This window comes from Falsiruegeria sp. JB4-1, from assembly GCF_055693495.1.
The window spans coordinates 3,744,071-3,763,608 of the sequence record NZ_JBVFTZ010000001.1 but is presented as its reverse complement, the minus strand read 5'-3'; the positions used below and the strand labels follow the sequence as shown (position 1 = coordinate 3,763,608).

At 56.1% G+C, this 19,538-nt stretch carries 16 protein-coding genes and 2 pseudogenes; 4 read left to right on the top strand and 14 right to left on the bottom strand.

Going from position 1 to position 19,538, the window contains the following annotated elements:
- Nucleotides 1-88: 88 nt before the first annotated feature.
- The 7 genes and pseudogenes from ACZ1HE_RS19110 to ACZ1HE_RS19080 all read right to left on the bottom strand — a co-directional run bounded on the left by ACZ1HE_RS19110 (nucleotide 89) and on the right by ACZ1HE_RS19080 (nucleotide 6,645).
- Nucleotides 89-529, bottom strand: a complete 441-nt coding sequence (locus tag ACZ1HE_RS19110) for a glycosyltransferase (protein ID WP_472624561.1) — start codon at nucleotides 527-529, stop codon at nucleotides 89-91.
- On the bottom strand, nucleotides 469-1,233 hold the full coding sequence (locus ACZ1HE_RS19105; protein ID WP_472623376.1) for a glycosyltransferase family protein: 765 nt from the start codon (nucleotides 1,231-1,233) through the stop codon (nucleotides 469-471). Before ACZ1HE_RS19105 ends, ACZ1HE_RS19110 begins: the two co-directional genes overlap by 61 nt.
- Nucleotides 1,230-1,814, bottom strand: coding sequence for a histidine phosphatase family protein (locus ACZ1HE_RS19100; protein WP_472623374.1), 585 nt, complete (start codon nucleotides 1,812-1,814; stop codon nucleotides 1,230-1,232). The genes ACZ1HE_RS19105 and ACZ1HE_RS19100 overlap by 4 nt, the downstream gene beginning before the upstream one ends.
- A complete protein-coding gene (locus ACZ1HE_RS19095) occupies nucleotides 1,811-2,890 on the bottom strand; it encodes a glycosyltransferase family 4 protein (protein ID WP_472623372.1) in 1,080 nt (359 codons plus the stop codon). The genes ACZ1HE_RS19100 and ACZ1HE_RS19095 overlap by 4 nt, the downstream gene beginning before the upstream one ends.
- 4 nt (nucleotides 2,891-2,894) lie before the next feature.
- Nucleotides 2,895-4,135, bottom strand: a pseudogene (locus tag ACZ1HE_RS19090) (glycosyltransferase family 4 protein).
- Entirely contained in the window at nucleotides 4,132-5,355 is a 1,224-nt protein-coding gene (locus tag ACZ1HE_RS19085) for a glycosyltransferase family protein (protein ID WP_472624559.1), read from the bottom strand. The pseudogene ACZ1HE_RS19090 and the gene ACZ1HE_RS19085 overlap by 4 nt, the downstream one beginning before the upstream one ends.
- Before the next feature lie 9 nt (nucleotides 5,356-5,364).
- Entirely contained in the window at nucleotides 5,365-6,645 is a 1,281-nt protein-coding gene (locus ACZ1HE_RS19080) for a nucleotide sugar dehydrogenase (RefSeq protein ID WP_472623370.1), read from the bottom strand.
- 319 nt (nucleotides 6,646-6,964) lie between these two features.
- Between ACZ1HE_RS19080 and ACZ1HE_RS19075 the strand changes: the two are divergent.
- Nucleotides 6,965-9,296: pseudogene (locus tag ACZ1HE_RS19075) on the top strand (mechanosensitive ion channel family protein).
- Between the two features lie 108 nt (nucleotides 9,297-9,404).
- Here ACZ1HE_RS19075 and ACZ1HE_RS19070 read toward each other — a convergent pair.
- From ACZ1HE_RS19070 to ACZ1HE_RS19050, 5 genes are read right to left on the bottom strand one after another with little or no spacing between them, the layout of a single operon-like run.
- On the bottom strand, nucleotides 9,405-10,559 hold the full coding sequence (locus tag ACZ1HE_RS19070) for an ABC transporter permease (protein WP_472623368.1): 1,155 nt from the start codon (nucleotides 10,557-10,559) through the stop codon (nucleotides 9,405-9,407).
- Nucleotides 10,556-11,584, bottom strand: coding sequence for an ABC transporter permease (locus ACZ1HE_RS19065; RefSeq protein ID WP_472623366.1), 1,029 nt, complete (start codon nucleotides 11,582-11,584; stop codon nucleotides 10,556-10,558). Before ACZ1HE_RS19065 ends, ACZ1HE_RS19070 begins: the two co-directional genes overlap by 4 nt.
- 13 nt (nucleotides 11,585-11,597) lie before the next feature.
- On the bottom strand, nucleotides 11,598-11,837 hold the full coding sequence (locus ACZ1HE_RS19060) for a hypothetical protein (RefSeq protein ID WP_472623364.1): 240 nt from the start codon (nucleotides 11,835-11,837) through the stop codon (nucleotides 11,598-11,600).
- A 40-nt stretch (nucleotides 11,838-11,877) separates the two neighbouring features.
- Nucleotides 11,878-13,515, bottom strand: coding sequence for an ABC transporter substrate-binding protein (locus tag ACZ1HE_RS19055; RefSeq protein ID WP_472623362.1), 1,638 nt, complete (start codon nucleotides 13,513-13,515; stop codon nucleotides 11,878-11,880).
- Entirely contained in the window at nucleotides 13,508-15,280 is a 1,773-nt protein-coding gene (locus ACZ1HE_RS19050) for an ABC transporter ATP-binding protein (protein ID WP_472623360.1), read from the bottom strand. The genes ACZ1HE_RS19055 and ACZ1HE_RS19050 overlap by 8 nt, the downstream gene beginning before the upstream one ends.
- A gap of 271 nt (nucleotides 15,281-15,551) precedes the next feature.
- Between ACZ1HE_RS19050 and ACZ1HE_RS19045 the strand changes: the two genes are divergently transcribed.
- From ACZ1HE_RS19045 to ACZ1HE_RS19035, 3 genes are all read left to right on the top strand, one after another.
- On the top strand, nucleotides 15,552-16,007 hold the full coding sequence (locus ACZ1HE_RS19045; RefSeq protein WP_472624557.1) for a class I SAM-dependent methyltransferase: 456 nt from the start codon (nucleotides 15,552-15,554) through the stop codon (nucleotides 16,005-16,007).
- Nucleotides 16,008-16,017: 10 nt separating this feature from the next.
- Nucleotides 16,018-17,166 (top strand): acetate/propionate family kinase, encoded by a 1,149-nt coding sequence (locus ACZ1HE_RS19040; protein WP_472623358.1) that lies wholly within the window; start codon nucleotides 16,018-16,020, stop codon nucleotides 17,164-17,166.
- A gap of 79 nt (nucleotides 17,167-17,245) precedes the next feature.
- On the top strand, nucleotides 17,246-17,875 hold the full coding sequence (locus tag ACZ1HE_RS19035; RefSeq protein ID WP_472623356.1) for a glutathione S-transferase family protein: 630 nt from the start codon (nucleotides 17,246-17,248) through the stop codon (nucleotides 17,873-17,875).
- Nucleotides 17,876-18,046: 171 nt separating this feature from the next.
- On the opposite strand, the gene ACZ1HE_RS19030 is transcribed toward ACZ1HE_RS19035, so the two are convergent.
- Nucleotides 18,047-19,018 (bottom strand): adenylate/guanylate cyclase domain-containing protein, encoded by a 972-nt coding sequence (locus ACZ1HE_RS19030; RefSeq protein WP_472623354.1) that lies wholly within the window; start codon nucleotides 19,016-19,018, stop codon nucleotides 18,047-18,049.
- A 5-nt stretch (nucleotides 19,019-19,023) separates the two neighbouring features.
- Complete coding sequence (locus tag ACZ1HE_RS19025; protein ID WP_472623352.1) at nucleotides 19,024-19,320, bottom strand: hypothetical protein; 297 nt, start codon at nucleotides 19,318-19,320, stop codon at nucleotides 19,024-19,026.
- Nucleotides 19,321-19,538: the final 218 nt, after the last annotated feature.

Genomic DNA, 19,538 nt, shown 5'->3' with positions numbered 1-19,538 from the left:
GCATCATCGTCGCGCCACCAAAGTGGCAGCTTCAGGCCTTCAGCGCTCCATGCGGCCAATTCCTCATCCAAGGCGGACCAATCGACCATCATGCTCGCTCCATGGACATGGCTTCGACAATCCGAACACTTTCGCGGCTTCCATCAAATTGAGCAGAAAATCCTGTTCTGGGTCCTTCTGCTATGACTTTCGAAACCGCCTTGGCCAAACTGTCCGCGGAAAGGCTCGCGCTGGGCACGATCTGGATCGCCGCAAGATCGGCCAGGCTTTCGGCGCGCAGCGTCTGTTCGACTTCTTGCCCGTCATCAAATGGAACAAAGACAGTAGGTGTCCCGGATTGGAGCACGTCAAGGGCCGTATTGTATCCACACATGCTGACGGATGCGTCAGCATGATGCAGCATTTGTCGAAAGTCGGGACGGGTGGGTTCGATTGTGACATTTTCGGGCAAATCGGCTTGGCGTAGCTTCAGGATCCGTTCGTTTGAATTCGAACCACCAACCAACAGGCGCCAGTGCCTGTTGGTGATCTTTCGGGCAGCCTCGATGGCTGCGCGAAAGATCGGTGTGCCAACTGTTCCACCATGCCGGCACTGACCAGGATTTCGTTGCGTCCGGCATTTTCCGCATGCGGGGCAGCAATCCCAGGTACAACATATCCGGTGTATCTGAGCTTCTCGGACAGCATGTCAGAGACGGGCCAGCTTGCTTCCAGTGGGGTGGTGCGTGGGTCGGAATGAACCAGCACGGCATCGTAATGTTCCAAGATTACGGCATCCGCTTTTGTTACCTTTTCCGGTCGCGATGGCGGAGCCAGAATATCTCTGATCGAGCAAAGTGTAAGGGGTCGAGGGGTCATGCCTTGCGCTGCAGTCAACAAGGCCAGAAATTCTTGCCTGAGTATACGACGACCAAATGGAAACAGTTCCGTGATCAGCACATCTGGCTGAACTTCGAACAGAATGTCGGTCAGCTGCTTCGACCGCTCTGCAAGATAGATTATGTCTGCTTCGCGATCATCAGAAGTCAACAATCGCGTGAAATTCGTCCCGTCGGAACGCAATGGGGAAAGCTGACGGAGATCAAGGTCAGTTGCATTCAATTGTGGCGCAGGGAAACCACCTGAGACGAGGGTGACACCATGACCCGCGTCAGAAAACGCCCGCCCAAGCGTCAAGGCCCGGCTTAGGTGTCCAGTACCCAACAGATGTGTAACGGCAATCAGAACCTTCATGCGGAACTGGCCTTGCGTATCAGTCGTTCGGGTTCCTTTTCCGGGATCAAGCTGTCGAGATCCACAACAAACAAGCGATTGCGCTTGATCCGAAATGGGGCCTCACCGTCAAAGTCCCAACTGTGGGCTTTGGCCAGGATTACCCGCATGATCCCGATGTGGCAGACAGCGATCGTATCGGTTTGCCTTGATCGGACCCAGGGTTCCAGCCGCTCCCACAGTTCGCGCGGGCTTTCCCCGCCTGGCGCGCGGTAATCCCATCCCCAATCTTCGATATGACGAAAGCCGCTTTCGGGTTGTGCCAAAAGATCGACGCCACGCTTTCCTTCCCAGTCGCCCCAGTCCATTTCGGTCAACTCGGGTGCGGTCATCGGGCTGCGCCCAGCCACGATTTCGGCGGTTTCAACCGCGCGGGACAACGGGCTGGCCCATACCTCCGCGAGTTGCCAGCCGGGCGGTAAGCTGTAATCCGCAAGATCTTTGCGGGCTTCGTCATCCAGAGGAATGTCGCTTCGACCCTGAATGCGCCCGGCGCGGTTCCATTCTGTGTGTCCATGACGGAGAAGGGCAAGACGGGTCATGGGGTACCTTTCAAAAGCGGGGTGACAGCCGACCAGAACCGATCAGTTGCAGAGGGCAACAGATGGTGTTTGGAAATCATCTTGCGGGCCAATGAGCCGCGGCGTGATCTTGTTTGCGGATTGTGAAGCAATTCGTCGACCAATTGCGCCAACGCCTCAGCACCTACCTCGGGAGCTGGGTAAGTCCCATCCAGCAGCACATCTCGGACGCCGGGACGATCTTGTGCCACAACCGGGAGACCATGAGCCTGGGCTTCCAGATACACCATTCCAAAGGCTTCGTTGACGCCGGGCCACAAAAACAAGGATGCAGATCGGTACATTTTGTCCAAAGCGGCACGGTCTAGTTGACCGCGAAACGTAACCTTATCGCCAAAGGGTGCCATCAAGTGTTCGACGGTTCCGCGAGCCGGACCATCACCAGCGATGTTCAGGTGCCAATCGCCACGCAAATGCGAAAGGGTCTCGGCTATAATGCGATAGGACTTTAACTTGTCCCCTTCACGCATCATGCCCACGGTTAGCATGGGACCAGACAGGTCACTGGCATCCGAAAGCGTTTGAGTAGGCAAAAACGGTGGGAAATGAACCAGATGCTGTTCATTGGTCCGTTCACGTTCCAATGTGATCAGGTCGTTGGCTGTGAGGTAGAAGATTACGCTGGCGGCATCGCATGCATCGTGTGCCGCTTGGGCAAAACCTGCCCAAGGGCCAGACAGACGGCTGTAGGCGCGGGTGCTTTCGATCTGAACGTATGGGATGTTCCGGGCTGCGCAGACATTGGGGCCAATCAAATCAGGAGCTTTGTAATAGTTGTGGTAGGTCACCCAGATTTGCGTGTTCTTGTCCAAGTCCCGAATTAGCCGTTCTACTTCATGCTTGGCCTGTTGGCTCAAACCCGCTTGAACTTCGGGGTTGCCAGCCTTGTCAAAAAGCCTGAGTTCGGACACCAAGTCCACCGCGGTACCGTCACGCTGTCCAATGGCCCGGATCAGATTGCGTGCCATTTCACGATCCCCAGAAGGCACCGCACTATGGGGCGATTTCATGGGAGCGTAAAAGGCAACGTGCGTCATCGGGTTAGCCGCCCGACATCAACTGGTTCAGGCGCGCGGACAACCGAGCTATGCCCGGGGCCATACCAAACTCTCCGACTAGTCGCTCGCGCGCAGCGGCGGCAAAGCGGTGAGTTTGTTCAGGATCACCTGCCAAATTGCAGATTGCGGCAGCCAGTTTGCTTGGATCATCCTCGACGAGCAGGCCATGGGTGCCACTGTCGATGAATTCAGGTATCGCGGACACGGGCGTGGACAGGATAGGCAGCATTTGCGAGGCCGCTTCCATCAGCACGTTGGGAAGCCCATCGCGATCACCGTCTTCGGCGATCCGGCTGGGAAGCACGAACAGATCTGCCGCACGCATGGCCTCGATCACCTCGGGTTGATCGCAGGCGCCGCGCCAGGTGATGCGACTTGAGATACCCGCCTCTTTGGCTTGCGCTTGCAACGTGTCGTTCAGTTCGCCGCCGCCGATATGAGTCCAGTGCCATTCCAGATCCGAAGGCAGTTGGGCAAAAGCGGAGATCAGGCGGTCAAAGCCCTTTTTTCAACCAAACGTCCAACCGAAATCATATGGAACGGGCCTGATGCATCCCGCAGGTTGCGATCAGGAGGGGGGAAACGGGTCAGATCAAGGCCATGATACACAAGATCGACACGCGCCGGATCATCGGCCATATCGCGCAGGTGTTTTGCGCCGAACGCGGTACACGTGGCCCCAAATGCGGCGCCGTGTGTCTCGGCACTCAGCTTTTCACGCTTTTCCCACTCGTCGGACGTCCAGATGTCCTTGGCGTGGGCCGAAAAACTCCATGGTAGGCCGCGCATGATTGCGGCATAGCGCGCAACCGAGGACGGCGTGTGCAAGAAGTGGGCGTAGAATGCTCGGGTTTCAGCAGGCAGTTCGGTGGCAAGCACACAAGCTTGACCAAAGCGACGAATCCGGTTGTGGGTCAGATCGCGAGCAAGATCTGCTCGCCACACGCGGTATGCCTCGCCGTAGCCGGGAAGATTTTGGGCCGCTGAACGCGCAGCCCACACCCGTTCGGGGTCCTCGTAAAGGTATTCCGGCAAGTAACGGATGCGCGCCTTGATACGGTCGTGTAGAGGGTGCCGTTTTTTGTCTGTTGGATAGCGCAGAGACCAGATATCGAACTCATGCCCGCAGTCTTCGAGAGCCGCCAGTTCTTGTGCGATGAATGTCTCGGACAGGCGCGGCCAGCCTTTGACCACGATCGCCAGCTTCGGATTGTTTAATGTCATTGAGCGGCCTGTTCCGTCTTATGGCTCAAAAGGGCATCCACGCGCCTTGTTACGTAGTCCAACCCATCCAGCAGACCTGATTTGATCGCTTGTGAGGGTAGAGGTTGTTCAGACAGGTTCTTGATGGCCTGGATCATCGCCTGTGGGGTCAAACCATCGCGGTTTTCATCCAGCATTCGGACTAGGCCAAGTTCCTCGGCGCGTGAGGCGCGAAGCCATTGCTCCAGCCTTGGTGTTGTTCGGGGTACGATGACCGCGGGTTTGTCAAAAGACAGCACTTCGCAAAACGTGTTGTATCCACCCATACAAACGACGCCTTGAGCACCAGCGAACAGCGTTTCGATTTGGGATTCAAATCCAACGGCCGTAACGCGCCCGTTTAGGGCGGCAACCCGCGTTTCAAATTCAGCTCTGAGGTCACCTGACAGGAAAGGGCCATAAACCAGCAAAGCGCGGGGTGAAAGGCTGGGATCCTGTTCATAGGCGCTAAGAACCAGGTTAACCATTGCCTTGCCGTCACCGCCGCCGCCCGGAGTGATCAGTACATAGGGCTGTTCAGGTGGTTCATCGGAAGAGCCCACCTCGCGCCGTAGGTAACCTGTCCAATGTGTACGGGATTGAGCTTCGGCAGACAGTGGCAAACCGCCGGTCGGATCATAGATCGAGCGAAGCCCGTAGACCCAGATTTCATGATAGAACCGCTCTGTTGCGGCAACGGCGTCTTTACGCTCCCATTCTGCAGCTAGCACTTCAGGCTCGTCCAGAACATCACGTAACCCCAGAACTAGCTTGGTCTTGCCTTGTTCCAGAAGAGTTTTCAGCGTTGGCAGCAGTTCGCCACGAAAGCCGGTCGGTTCCTTGTCAACGATCAGGACATCCGGTTCATATTGACTGGCGGTTGCGCAGATCAGGCTGGACCGCAGGTCAGTCACCTCTTCGATGCCCATACCGATTGTTTGCGACGCATAGGATCCGTCACTGCGTTTTGTGACACCCGGAAGGCGTACGTGGTCGACGCGTCGAGGGAACGTGAAACGACCCGCTACAGGAGAGCCGGTCAATATGAGGGCCGATGCCTGTGGGTCGGCGCGGGTGATTGCGCCTGCCAGTGCGCGAGAGCGGCGCAGGTGCCCCAGCCCGAAAGTGTCATGGCTGTACAGCATGATCCGGGGCGCGCGCTCGGCCCCCGGGGTTTCTGCGTTTGTCACGTTCCCACCCATGTTCACGGCTTACAACCTCAGATCAGATCCGGATTTATCAAAAATCCCTTTGATATCGTATAGAATGGCACCCTCTTTTCCCAAGCCCCGAATGGATGCATTGCCCATTTCGACGAATTCAGAGTGTGCAACTGCAACGATTACTGCATCATAGGCTTGGCGTTCCGGTGCCTTGATGCAGGTCAAACCGTACTCCGACTGCAAGGCTCGGGCATCCACCCATGGGTCATAAATCTCGGTCTTTACAGAATAGTCGGCCAGTTCAAACACAATATCTGCCACGCGGGTATTGCGAATATCGGCGCAGTTTTCCTTGAATGTGAAGCCCAGGATCAGAACCCTGGCCGAACTTGGGTTGATGCCCCTACCGATCATAGCCTTGATCAATTCCTGTGTGACATGCCGCCCCATGTTGTCATTGATCCGGCGGCCAGCCAGGATGACTTCGGGGTGATATCCGGTCTGTTCGGCCTTATACGTTAGGTAGTAGGGATCAACGCCGATACAGTGACCGCCAACGAGGCCGGGCTTGAACGGCAGAAAATTCCACTTGGTTCCTGCGGCTTCGAGAACTTCAAGCGTATCCAGACCCATGCGGGAAAAAATCAGTGAAAACTCGTTGACCAACGCGATGTTCAGGTCGCGTTGAGTGTTTTCGATGACCTTGGCAGCTTCGGCAGTTCGAATAGAGCTGGCACGATGGACGCCAGCCTTGATAACAGGCGCATAGATAGCTTCGACCCGGTCCAGTGTCTCGGCGTCTTGTGCTGATATGATCTTGACGACGTTATCCATCGAGTGCTCGGCGTCCCCGGGATTGACACGCTCGGGCGAATAGCCAAGTTTGAAATCGTCGTACATGCGCAGACCGCTTAGACGCTCCAACTCGGGGCCACAGACCTCTTCGGTTGCGCCTGGATAAACTGTGGATTCCAGCACGATCAAGTCGCCAGCCCGCAAATGTGGTGCGATCAGATGACAGGCTGATTTCAGCGGCGTTAGATCAGGTGTTTTTGCCGGAGTAATGGGTGTCGGCACCCCAATGATGTAAACAGTGCAGTCCTTCAAATCCGCTGCATCGTGAGAGAACTTTGCCGGAGTGTCACGCAGGGATTGCTCGGCCACTTCGCCATTTTTGTCCACACCTTTACCGAGCGCCTCGACGTGCCCGGTGTCGGTGTCGAAACCCAAAGTCTGGAAACCAGCGCGCGCCAACCCCAAGGCAAGCGGAAGCCCGACATAACCCAAGCCCAACACGGCGATCTTTTCTGCAGAGGCGTGTCTGATCATCCCCGAAGTCCTGTCTCTTTGTCAGTGATTTGACGCAAAACAAGAACATTATCAGCGACGTTGAAATCGTCGCAAGTAACACCCGTTCATGGAAACGACAAACCCACCCCGTCCTACTAATAAATCGGGGATGGATTGGAAACACGATTTTATTGGGAATTCGCTTTGACGTGTCGCCCGGGCTGGAAGGTTTCAACCAGTCAACAGAACATTCAAGTTAGTCATTTGAATAAAAAGGATTGCTCCGATAGGGTCCCAGCCAGGTTCAGTTAACCAAAGAAAGACCTCCATGCTGACCATTTTGCTCCGCCTATTGGCGATGCTCGCGCTGAGTTTGGCCGTTTCGACGACAACGGCGCAGGCCCAGTTATCGCTGTACTCAGGAGTGACCGGGTCTGACAGCAGCGAAAGCACTGCGGATGCCGACCTGGCGAATGCCATCCGAGAAGCAACGGACGCTGGTGCGAGTGTCATCGTCATTGACAGCAGCGGGAACCTGGCAACGGCCGGGAGCAATGCCGCGTCGGGTGAAAATGGAGCTAAGGCCGACCCTATGGGGGAGGCGTCCCAGTTGATGCAAGCGCAGTCACGATGGGCCGAATTTAGAAAGGCCCTTGAATCGCGACTTGCGGCGTTGCCGTATTCGATTTTTGAGGTTCAGTATATTCTGCGGCAAACAAGCCCTGACGGGAATATCAGCACCTATCTTTGGGTATTGGCGATCAACATCGGTCTGCTTCTGATCGGGCGATGGGTGTCGGTAGAGATCTACGGCAAAAGGGTTGCCAAGAAATATGTTGTTTCGCGCATCAAGGAAAACCCGGTGGGTTACCGGGACAAGATGCCGTTTTTGGTTTTTCGTTTTGTTATGGGTATCGGCGGCACGCTGTTTGCGATGCTCTTTGCGACTATTATTGGTCTGATTGCCTTTGGAGAATCCGAAGACATTTCAGTTCAGTTTACGATAACGGCGATCTTTACGGCCTATTTCCTGTCTCGCACCGTGTCCGATCTGTGGCGCATGGTACTGTCGCCGTTCCTTAGCCAATATCGACTGCCTCCCTTTTCCGACAAGGACGCCAAACGGCTTTATATCTGGGCATCCGTCCTCGCGACCTATGACATCTCGACAGTCCTTTTTTCGACATGGGTCGCTGACTTCGGGTTGAATTATAACGTCTATGCAATGGTCTACGGGGGTCTGACTGGGGTAGGGGCTATCGGCAATGTCCTGATGATCCTTTTCAATGCGAGAGCCATAACGGAGGCCATTCGAGCGGGGCGGAGCAAGGAGCAGGTCTCATGGATGCTCTGGGCTACTTCCATTGCTTGGGCGCCAGTGTTGATTATCTACATTGCGTTTGGCTGGTTCTCACTTGCGCTGGATCTGGTTCTTGAAAATCCAGTGCCGATCCCGCTGATTGCGGGGACCTACGGGATCTTCATGTCCGTGGTGGTTGCGTATGGGGCTATGAACTACCTACTGGAGAGGTATTTCGACCGGTCTCGCAAAGTGCAGGAGATCAATGCAGAGGCAGACGAGGCAGAGGCTAGTGAGGAGCCACGGCCTCTTCCCGTCGCAGAGATCGCACATTCGATTTCGACATTTGAGGGTCTGGCTCGGCGCGTTGCCGGAATCCTGGCATTTGTCGTTGGTGCTTATGCACTGTTGGTCATTTGGAACCCCGATGCGGCATGGACCGAAGATCTGCCCATGGAGCGGTTCCTTGATGTCATGGTTATCCTATTTATCGGGTACATCGTGTTCCATTTTTTCCGTATCTGGATCGATAGCAAGATCGCTGAAGAAGGCGGTGACATGGAAGAGGCCGAGTTGGGTGATGAAGGGGGGCTCGTCTGCTAGCCGTCTCGCGACATTGTTGCCTTTGTTTCGGGGCGCAATTCTGGCCGTCGTGGTGGTGTCGATCGTGCTGATCACGCTGTTGGAGATCGGCATCAACGTCAGCCCCTTGTTTGCCGGTGCCGGTGTGGTTGGTTTGGCCGTCGGATTCGGATCGCAAACACTGGTTCGGGACATATTCTCCGGGGCATTCTTTTTGCTGGATGATGCCTTTCGTAAAGGCGAGTACATCGACATCGGCGATGTGAAGGGGACGGTCGAGAAAATCTCGGTTCGCTCTTTTCAGTTGCGGCACCACTTGGGTGCTCTGAACACCATTCCCTTTGGCGAAATCAAGGTTTTGACGAATTATTCTCGTGACTGGGTGATCATGAAATTGCCTCTTAGGGTGACGTATGACACCGACGTGGAAAAGGTTCGCAAACTGATCAAGAACCTCGGGAAAGAGCTGCTGACTGATCCGGTGATCGGCGACAACTTCATCCAACCGCTCAAATCGCAGGGCGTGATCGAGATGCAGGATTCAGCGATGATTATTCGGGTCAAGTTCATGACCAAACCGGGCGATCAATGGCTGGTGCGCAAACGAGTGTATCAAGACATCCGCGAACTGTTCGCCCGAGAAGGCGTCAAGTTTGCACACCGTGAGGTCACGGTTCGTCTGGCAGACGAGAAAGAAGCTGGGGATCTGACCCCCAAACAGCGCGAAGCGGTGACCGGCGCCGTTCAAGCGGCGATCGACGAGGACTACCTCGACGAAATCGGACCGGGTGACGGTGATCGCGATTAAGGGTCAGGGAGGGGTGCTCCCGCCCCCTTGGCGCCTTTCTTCATCTTTTGCTAAAAACTCCGCGGGAGGCTCTGAAGACGACGAGGGCAGAGCCCCCGCCAGTCTGCCTTATTGCTGATAGGGGTCGAGGCTGTCTCGCAGCCCATCGCCAAGGAAATTGAAAGCCAGCACCACGATGATGATCGGGATCATCGGGATCGCCGTCCAGGGATAGATCTCGATCGAGGCCAGGTTCTGCGCATCGTTCAGCATCACGCCCCAGCTTACCGCTGGCGCCCGCAGGCCCAGACCGAGGAAGCTGAGCGCTGTTTCACCCAGGATCATGGCCGGGATCGACAGAGTCGCACTGGCGATCAGGTGGCTCATGAAGTTGGGCAGCAGATGCTTGCGGATAACCCGCCCCGAGCTTGCACCCATCATTTCGGCCGCGCGCACGTATTCCTCTTCACGCAAGCTTAGAAACTTGGCGCGCACTGCTCGTGCAAGGCCTGGCCAATCCAGGATGCCAAGGATGATTGAGATGATGAAGAAGACGGCCACCGGCCCCCAGTTTGACGGCACCGCCGCCGACAAGGCCAGCCAAAGCGGCAGTTCGGGCAGCGAGCGCAGGATCTCGATTACGCGGTTGATGACCCAGTCGATGCGGCCGCCAAAGTAACCTGCAATCGACCCAAGCAAGATGCCCAGAAAGAACGACACAGAAATGCCGATCAGGCCGACGGTGAGCGAGAGTTGCGCGCCATAAAGGATGCGGCTGAACACATCGCGGCCCAAACGGTCGGATCCCCATAAGAACAGCGTGGCCCCGTCAGGGGCGCAGAACAGATGGGTGTCGCTGGGGATGAAACCGGCCAAGCTGTACTCGGCGCCTTCGCAAAAGAACTCGAGCGGGACCGGCGTCGTTGTGTCTGGTTTGAACACCCACTGGAATGTTTCCAGATCTGCCTCGGCCGTGATTGGATAGACAAAGGGACCCAGGAATTCGCCCTCATGCACCCAATGCACAGCCTGTGGCGGAGCATAGAGGTGATCTGAGTTCCGTTCGTTTGCACCATAGGGCGCAATGAAGCCCGCAAAAGGCAGCATCAGATAGCAGAAAAGCAGGAAGATGCCCGAAATCAAACCTAGCTTGTGGGTCTTGAACTTGCGCCAGATAAGCACCCAATTGGGCGCGTCCAGATCGCGGCGTTCCAGCTGTTGGATTGAAACTTGTGGGTCGTATGGCGCGTCATCGACAAAGCGCCCGTCGGGAAGTTTGGTCATGAATCGCGCCCTTCATATCTGATGCGCGGGTCAAGCATGACCAGCAAAATGTCCGAAATCATGGTGCCGATCAGAGTCAGCAAAGCCACAAACATCAGGATGAAGGCAGACAGGAACTGATCCTGCGTCTTGAGCGCCGTCAGCAAAGCCGGGCCGATAGTCTGTAGGCCCATCACCACCGAGACCAGAACCGAGCCCGACACCATCGAGGGCAGCAGGTTGCCGATGTCGGCCACAAAGGGGTTGAAGGCGACACGCAGCGGATATTTGGTCAGCATACGGCTGGGGGCCATGCCCTTGGCGATGGCGGTTTCCACGTAAGGCTTGCCCAACTCGTCGAGCATGTTGGCGCGCAGGCGTTGCATCATCGCAGAGGCGCCTGCGGTGCCGATCACGACGGTCGGCACGATCAGATGGACCATGATAGACTTGATCTTTTCCCAATTCAGCGGCTGTCCCTCGAACGAGGGGTCCATCAGACCACCGATAGGAATATTCAGGTACTTACGACCATAATAATAGAGGATCAGCGCTAACAAGAAGTTTGGCGTGGCCAAACCCAGATACCCCACAAAGGCCGAGGTATAGTCGATCCAGGTGCGCGATTTGGCGGCGGCGATCACACCCAAGGGCAAGGCCAGAGCATAGACGAAAACGATCGCGGCCATGTTGACCAGAACCGTCAACCACAGGCTGTCTCCCACGATTTCGCGCACGGGGCGGTCGAACTCAAAGGACCAGCCAAAGTTACCTTGGATAAGGCCAGAGAAGCCATGAGGGCCAGGCATGAAGCCCATCCAGATCATGTATTGCTCCCACAACGCCCGATCCAGCGCGTATTCCTTGCGCAGGAATTCGGCCTTGGCCACACCGGCAGATTGCCCGGACGCCTTCAGTTCGGCGATCTGGTTCGACAGATAATCGCCTGGGGGCAGGTTGATGATCACGAACACCAGCACCGACACCACCAGCAGGGTCAGCAGCATGGTGAAAAAGCGATAGATCGAGTAGCGCAGGATGCTCATTCAGCTTGTTCCGTCACTCGGCCATGAAAAATTCATCGGGACGATGAACACCGAAATGCGCACCCGGGTCCCAGGCCCAGAGGCCCTTCTTGGGTACGTTGCGCATCCGATTGGACACAACGATGGGCTGTGGGGCCTCGGCCAGAATGCCAATGCCATAGAGTTGCTCAGAGTGAATATCCAGCATTTCGTTCCATGCGGCTGCCCGTTGTTCGTCAGTGTCCGCGCGGTCCCATTCCAGCGCAAGTTCCATCAGACGCTGTGCTTCTGGCAGGTCGGGCGCTTCGCCAACGTCACCGTTGGTTTGGTAATGCTGCCCCCATTTGGGCCAGGCGAGGAATTCCTGATGACGCGGGGCCAGATAATCGGGCGAGGTGTAGGTTTGCGGGATGCCATTGTCCCAGCCAAACCAGACTGAAGCCATTGTGTTGCCGGCGATAAACCCGGTTGCGAAGGATATCGCGATCCAGCGGGCGCATGACCAGTTTGACACCAATCTCGCGCCAGGTATCGGTCACGATTTGCAGCGCGTTTTCAACTTCTTGCCGCTCACCTGCTGTCTCGATGACGATCTCCATCGGGCGGCCATCGGGCAAAATGCGGATGCCGTTACCGTCGCGTTGGTCCAACCCGGCCTCGTCCAGTAGAGCATTGGCAGTTTCTGTGTCAAAGGCGGCCCAGGCGTCTCGGAGCTCTTGCTTAAAAAATGGCGAGGCAGGAAGTACGGTCATCGATCCGGGCTTGGCCAGTTTGAAATAGAGTGCCTGATTGATGGTTTTGCGGTCGATTCCAAGCGACAGCGCACGACGGACGCGCACATCGCGCATGATTTCGCGCCAGACCGGATCAGCATAATTCAGGTTGGGATAGATCGCGATCTGCGAGGCCACGCCTGTCTGCCACAGGTTGGTTTTGTAGTTCCCGTCTGCTTCACCCTTTTTTAGGATCGATGTGTCGCGGAAGTCCAGCCCGCGTCCTTGTAGGTCAACCTCACCGGCGTTGGATTTGGCAGCGACCAGACCGGGGGCCACGATCTCCATCTCGACGATGTCGATATAGGGCAGCTGTAAGCCGTTGCTGTCGATCCGGTGGTAATAGGGGTTGCGAACAAAGTTGTGGCGGATCTTCTTTCCTGCGCTGGCATTGATCCATGGCTGCAATGTAGGCAGTTCGGAATTGTCGAATTTGTACATGTTGTCGCGCTTGTTGTGCAGCGCAGCCCAGCTTTTGACACGGGCGTCTTCGACTTTTTCTGCCAACCCAGCTTCATCGGCAAAGTCGCCGTGATAATCTTTCAGAAAATGCGCCGGGCGATAGATGAACGGCGGGCGTGCTTGCGCGAGCGATTGCAGGAAGTTCGGGTTCGGATGTTCCCACTCATACACAACGGTCAGTTCATCAGGGAACGAGACTTTGGGCAACTCACCCTCGATGCGCAGGAAATCAAGCGGACCGGCGGGGCTGAGCAACGGGTTGTTGGCGACGTCTTCCCACCAGTACCTGAAATCGTCCGAGGTGAACGGCGCACCATCTGACCATTTGTGGCCGGGTCGCAGACGTAAGGTGAACTTGCGGTTGTTTTCATTCTCGTAGGACGCCAGCAGATCCGGCACCAGTTCATAATTCTCGTCATAACCGACCAGACGGGCATAGCCATAAACCACCATCTGCCGGATATCCTTGGACCGGGTCACCATGGTCGACAGCGTACCGCCCTGCTGCCCAAACTCGCGGCCCTTGGCCTCCATATCAACAATGATCGGCTGGTCCGGGATGCGTTCGTTCACCGGCGGTAGATCGCCGGCGTCAACTTCGGCCTGCCAGAATGTGCTTTCTTGTAACGGCGGGATCGGGTTTGCGCCTGCGGGCATCAGGCTGGCAACAACGAGCGACGCAGCGAGAAACAGAGAGCGGCGAGAGGGTTTAAACATGACAGCGTACCTTGTGGCCGGGTTCCAGTTCCACCAACGAGGGTATCATGGAGTCGGTAAAACGAAAGGCTTCGGCCCATTTTTCAGGCGATCCGGCACCCTGAGCAACCAGTTTCAGGTCAATTGGGCGCTCGATGTCTGGCTCAGGCTGAGCCGCGATCAAAGCCTTGGTGTAAGGATGTTGTGGGTTATAAAAAAGCGTATCGGGCGGGGCCTGTTCAACGACCAATCCCTGGCGCATCACGGCGACTTCATCAGCGATCCGGGCCACGACAGCAAGATCGTGCGAAATGAACAAATAGCTGAGGTTCAGACCCTCTTGCAGCTCTTCCAAAAGGGTCAAAATTTGTTCTTGGACCGAGACATCCAGTGCTGAAGTCGGCTCGTCGCAGACAATCAGCGAGGGGTCCAGCATCATCGCGCGGGCGACTGACAATCGTTGCCGTTGACCGCCCGAGAAGGCGTGTGGATAGCGTTTCAGCATGTCGGCATTCAGCCCGACACGTTGCAGCATTTGCGCCGCCTTGTCGCGCTGCTCGGATTTTGTGCCGATGTTGTGAATCTCCAGCGGCTCGGTCATCGCGTCCTGCACCCGCATGCGTGGGCTGAGCGAACTGTAGGGATCCTGAAAGACCATCTGCGCATTACGCTGAAAGGCAGTTCGAACTTCGCGCGACATCTTATGCACGGTAATCGGTTTGGCGCCTTGCGAGGCGCGGAACAGCACTTCGCTGCCTTCGTCAGGGATCTCGGCTCCCAGAGCGATACGCGCTGCGGTGGTTTTGCCAGAGCCGCTTTCACCGACAATCGCAAGTGTTTTACCGCGTGGGAGTTTCAGATCAACTCCACGGCAGGCGTGCACCATTACATCCGGTTTCCAGGCGGACCCAGAGCGCATAGTGAAGGTCTTTGACACCTGATTCATTTCCAGGATCAAATCGTCGTCCGGCAGGGGAGGCGCCAGAGAAGCTTCGGCCGGAATGGCGGGTGCGGCATCAAACAACTGCTGGGTATAAGGATGCGCAGGTGCCTTGAGTATTGGTTCTGCGTCGCCAGCTTCCATAACGCGGCCCTTGTGCATGACCACGACTTTTTCTGCCATGTTTGCCACCACGCCCAAGTCATGTGTGACCAAGATCAGCGCCATGCCGGTTTCTTGCTGCAATTCCTTGATCAGCCCCAACACCTGAGCCTGCGTGGTCACGTCCAAGGCGGTCGTAGGCTCGTCTGCAATGAGCAAGTCCGGCTTTGCTACCATGGCCATTGCGATCATGGCTCGTTGCCGCATCCCACCCGACATTTCAAACGGGTAAGAGCGGTAAGCGCGTTCGGGGTCAGGAAATCCAACCCGTTCAAATGTTTGAAGAACCTGGCGTTTGGCCTCCTTTTCGGAAGCGCCACGATGCAGCCACAGAACCTCGCTCACCTGATTGCCGATCCGGTGCAAGGGCGATAGCGAACGCATCGGCTCCTGAAAAATCATCGACACTTGATCACCACGGACGTCACGCATTCTGCGTTCGCCCAATTCTGACAGTGTCAACGGGCCTTTTTCGGTATTCAGAGTGATGCGGCCCGTTCGGATCTGGGCCGCACGGGGCAAAATGCGCAGAACTGCACGGCAGGTTACGGTTTTCCCCGAACCAGATTCGCCAACCAAAGCCAGTGTTTCTCCTGGCTGGACCTCAAAATTCACATCTTTGACAACAGCTTCACCATCGCCAAAGCCAATGCTCAGATTTTCGACAGATAACAAAGGGGTCATTCAGGCTGTCCACCCGCCTGGCCGATACGCAACATAAGTCTCTCGATCCCCCTGGTCATTCTGTGTCACTTTCGCGCGCGCACCCCCTCTAGTCAAACCCGAAATTGTGACTAAACGTCACGAAAAAGGGAGAATTTCGTCAACTGTGCCTACACAATGCTCTCTGGATTTGGCATGACGGGCAAAGGTTGCGGTCAATGGGGCCGACTGTACCAGAGGAGTGACCCGCGTGAGTGACGATGTAAGCCGCCTTGATCTGTTCATCGACCGAATGGTCTCGCAACGGGCCTGCCTGGATTTTGCGATCTCCGAGACAGCCGATTTGAGCGGCCCGGTTTTCGAGTTGGGCCTAGGCAACGGGCGCACCTATCACCACATGAAAACCCACATCAAAGGGCGCGACACCTATGTGTTTGAGCGTGCCGTGGCATCGCACCCGGATTCGACGCCGCCGGACGAGATGCTGATCCTGGGCGATGTGCGTGAGACTTTACCTGCCTCGGTCGAGCGCTTTGGTGCCGCAGCCAGCCTGATCCATGCCGATCTGGGCGGTCACAACCGCGAAAAGAACGATGTGTTTGCCCGGCTTGTCTCTCCGTTGATCGAGCCGCTTTTGGCACCCGGTGGGTTGATGGTGTCGAGCGACCGAATGTATTTTGACACTCTGACCGAATTGCCGCTGCCGCCTGATGCGGTTGAAGGACGCTGTTTCGTCTACCGCCGCTAAGGAGGCGGACATGAGCGGTCTTCTGACGCTGAATGCGGGCAGTTCCTCGATCAAGTTCGGGGTTTATCTGAATGCGGCCGAGCCTGAATTGCTAATGTTGGGGCAGGTTGAAAACCTTGGCCCGGTTGCGCAGTTGCTGGTCAGCTACCCCGAGAAGAAGACCATCGAGATTGGGCCGGCGGATCACAACACTGCCGTGCAGGCGATTCTCGAAGTTATTGAACCGATGTTGCATGGGCATGTGGTTACTGGTGTGGGCCATCGCATCGTGCATGGCGGCAAGACCTTTACCGGACCAGTCGAGTTGACCGATCATGTGATGGCACAGCTGGAAACACTGGTTCCGTTGGCGCCTTTGCATCAACCGCACAACCTGGCCGCCGTCCGCGCGGCCCAAGCGGCTTTCCCGGATGCCGTGCAGATCGGCTGTTTCGACACATCGTTCCATCACGGGCATCCTTTTGTGAACGACGCTTTTGCCATCCCGCGCCGGTTCTATGAAAAGGGCGTGCGGCGCTATGGGTTCCATGGCTTGTCCTACGACTATATCACCGACACGTTGCAGCGCGATCATGCCATTCTGGCGCGCGGTCGAGTGATTGTGGCCCATCTGGGCAATGGTGCCTCGATGTGCGCCGTCAAAAACGGTCAAAGCATCGGTTCGACCATGGGGTTTTCCGCGCTAGACGGCCTACCGATGGGCACGCGGTGCGGTCAACTCGACCCGGGTGTGCTGCTCTATCTGATGGAGCAGGGTCACAGCGCCGAGGCGATCACGCATATCCTTTACAAAAAGAGCGGTCTTCTGGGGCTAAGCGAGATCAGCCACGATATGCGCACCCTGCTGGCAAGTGAAGATCCACGCGCGGCCGAGGCAATTGATTATTATGTCTTTCGCATCAAGCGCGAGCTGGGCGCGATGGTTGCACTCATGGGTGGGCTCAACGCCGTGGTTTTTTGTGGTGGCATTGGCGAAAACTCTCCCGAAATCCGCGCACGCGTCTTGGAGGGGCTGGAGTTCATGGGGCTGTCCCTGGACCCAACCGCCAATGAGGCGAACGATCAAGTGATATCGGATGGCGATGTGCCGGTGCTGGTCATCCCTACAGACGAAGAGCGTGTGATCGCACGAGCCGTGTCAAACCACGTAATGTCGTAAGGTCACATTCTGCGGGGGCTAGGCGGGGCGGCTTGCCATCGTCATCGTTGGGCAGGAACCCGACAGGAAAGGCTGCCCGATGCTGTTTTATGATTGCTCCACTGCCCCCAACCCCCGCCGCGCGCGTATGTTCATCGCCGAAAAGGGGCTGACGATTGAAACCCGTGACATCTCGATCGCCAAGGGCGAACAGCTAAGCGCGGACTTCAAGGCCGTGAATCCGCGAGCAACGATCCCGGTGCTGGTCACGGACGAAGGCACGGTACTGACCGAAAACCTGGGCATCGCGGCATATTTGGAAGCGCACACGCCCGAGCCGCCGCTGATGGGGCGAACGGCAGATGAAAAGGGTCTGGTTCTGATGTGGAACTCGATTGCCGAGCAGCAGGGTGGCATGTCGGTGGCTGAGGCGCTGCGCAACACTCATCCGGCATTCAAGGACCGAGCGATTCCCGGGCCTTCAAATCATGCGCAGATCCCTGAATTGGCAGAACGTGGGTTGGCACGGATTGATCAGTTCTTTGACGTCCTTGAAGAGCGCTTGCAGGACAGTCGCTACATTGCGTGCGATCACTTTACGCTGGCCGACATCTCAACCTTTGTTTTTGTCGACTTCGCGCGTGTGGTGAAAAAACGTATTCCCGAAAGCCATACGGCTACAATGGATTGGTACGAAGCAATCAAGGCGCGTCCAAGCGCACAAATTTGATCACTGAACCTTCAAGGCAAAGGTGGCTTGTACTCTGGGCAAGCAGTGGTTTTTTGGTGCCCGCGAATTTGTTGCGGTGAACGGCAAACGTGGAGTTCGTTTTGCGAATCTTCACACGTTGGCCGAGGGTCTGCTTGAAGTTAAAACCGTCGACACTCCACGACAGGCAAGTCATCCCGGCGCGCTTCGTCCCGTTAGCCAGAACGTCTCAACCAGACCTTTCCCCTTGATTTTGACAAGCCCGCGCTGCGTGAATGTAAATCTGCTGCCTAGTGCCCGGCGCACCTCAGCCGTCAGTTGAATACGCCCGGCTTCGCCATGACTTTCCATACGTGCGGCAGTGTTTACCGTGTTGCCCCATACGTCGTAAAACATTTTGGTGGTTCCGATTACCCCGCCGATTGCTGGTCCGGTATGAAGCCCGATCCGAACTTCGACTTTTTGACCTATCTCAGCGCTCAACCGATCCGAAGTTTCGAGCATATCTAACGCCATTTGCGCGGCTGCGCTGGCATGGTCAGGGCGCGCAACAGGCAAACCGGCCGCCACCATGTAGGCATCGCCAATAGTCTTTATCTTCTCCAAGCCATGGCGCTCTGTCAGCGCATCGAAAGCCGAGAAGACCCGATTCAGGTACGATACCAACTCTTCAGGTGGCATGCGGGTCGCCATCTGAGTGAAGTCGACCAGGTCCGCAAATAGAATTGTGACCGCCGCGTTTTCATCCGCGATGACTTCGCCCGGCCGTTCCTTTAGCCGCGCGGCGATTTGCGCAGGAACCAGATTTTCAACAAGGGTTTCTGACCTTTCGTATTCCCTTGAAAGGGCTATTTCTGCGTTTTCCGCCCGCCGCAGAATAATCAAGACCATCAGGAAAGAGATCATGATGACGTTGACAATGTTGTTGAACTGAATCGTTTGCAGCAACCACGGCGTTGCATTGGAAAACGGCTGCGGTTCTGGAAACCATATCGGCAGCACCCAAAACAAGACGACCAACGGTACGGTACAAACGATCATCACAGATGGGCGCCGAGTTCCAATCTCCATGATAAGAAGAAGGACTGCGATCAGGAGTCCGTAAGTCAGCCCTGAATCTTTGCCAAAAAACCACATTAACGCGGTGAATAGTGCGCCGATCATGGCGCTTACAAAGACTTCGGCGGCGAATCTGTTGCGTCGCGCGATCCAAGGCGAAAAAGGGTGATCTGATGACCCGCACAAATTGCTGCGGCTGGCCAGAGCGAGGCTGCGTCATACACAAGATAGAAGGTCATCCATCCCAGAAGGGACAGGTTGGCGATGGGCATCACCACGGCCAAGAAAACTGCTGCGTCGCGGTTCTCTTCCTTCACTCCGCGAGACCGCCCGAACGCATATAGTTCGAACAGACATTTCGCGCGGTCAGTCAAAGTGGTGCTGGCGGACTCGATTGGGTCGCTCACTATGCAATTTGTTTCAAAAAAGATTGATGAACTGAATTTCAAGCTAACCCAAAAACCCCTGGAAGTCATTGTTGCCTTGTATTCGCAGGATCGGCCGCCTGCTCGATAAGGCTCCATCAAGTTTTTGTTTAAGTCTCCGTTTGGTTGGTCGTTTCCCAGTTTGGTTTGCTTCCTGAGTATTGTACAGAAATGTCTAGACAGGTTTGAACAATCGAAAT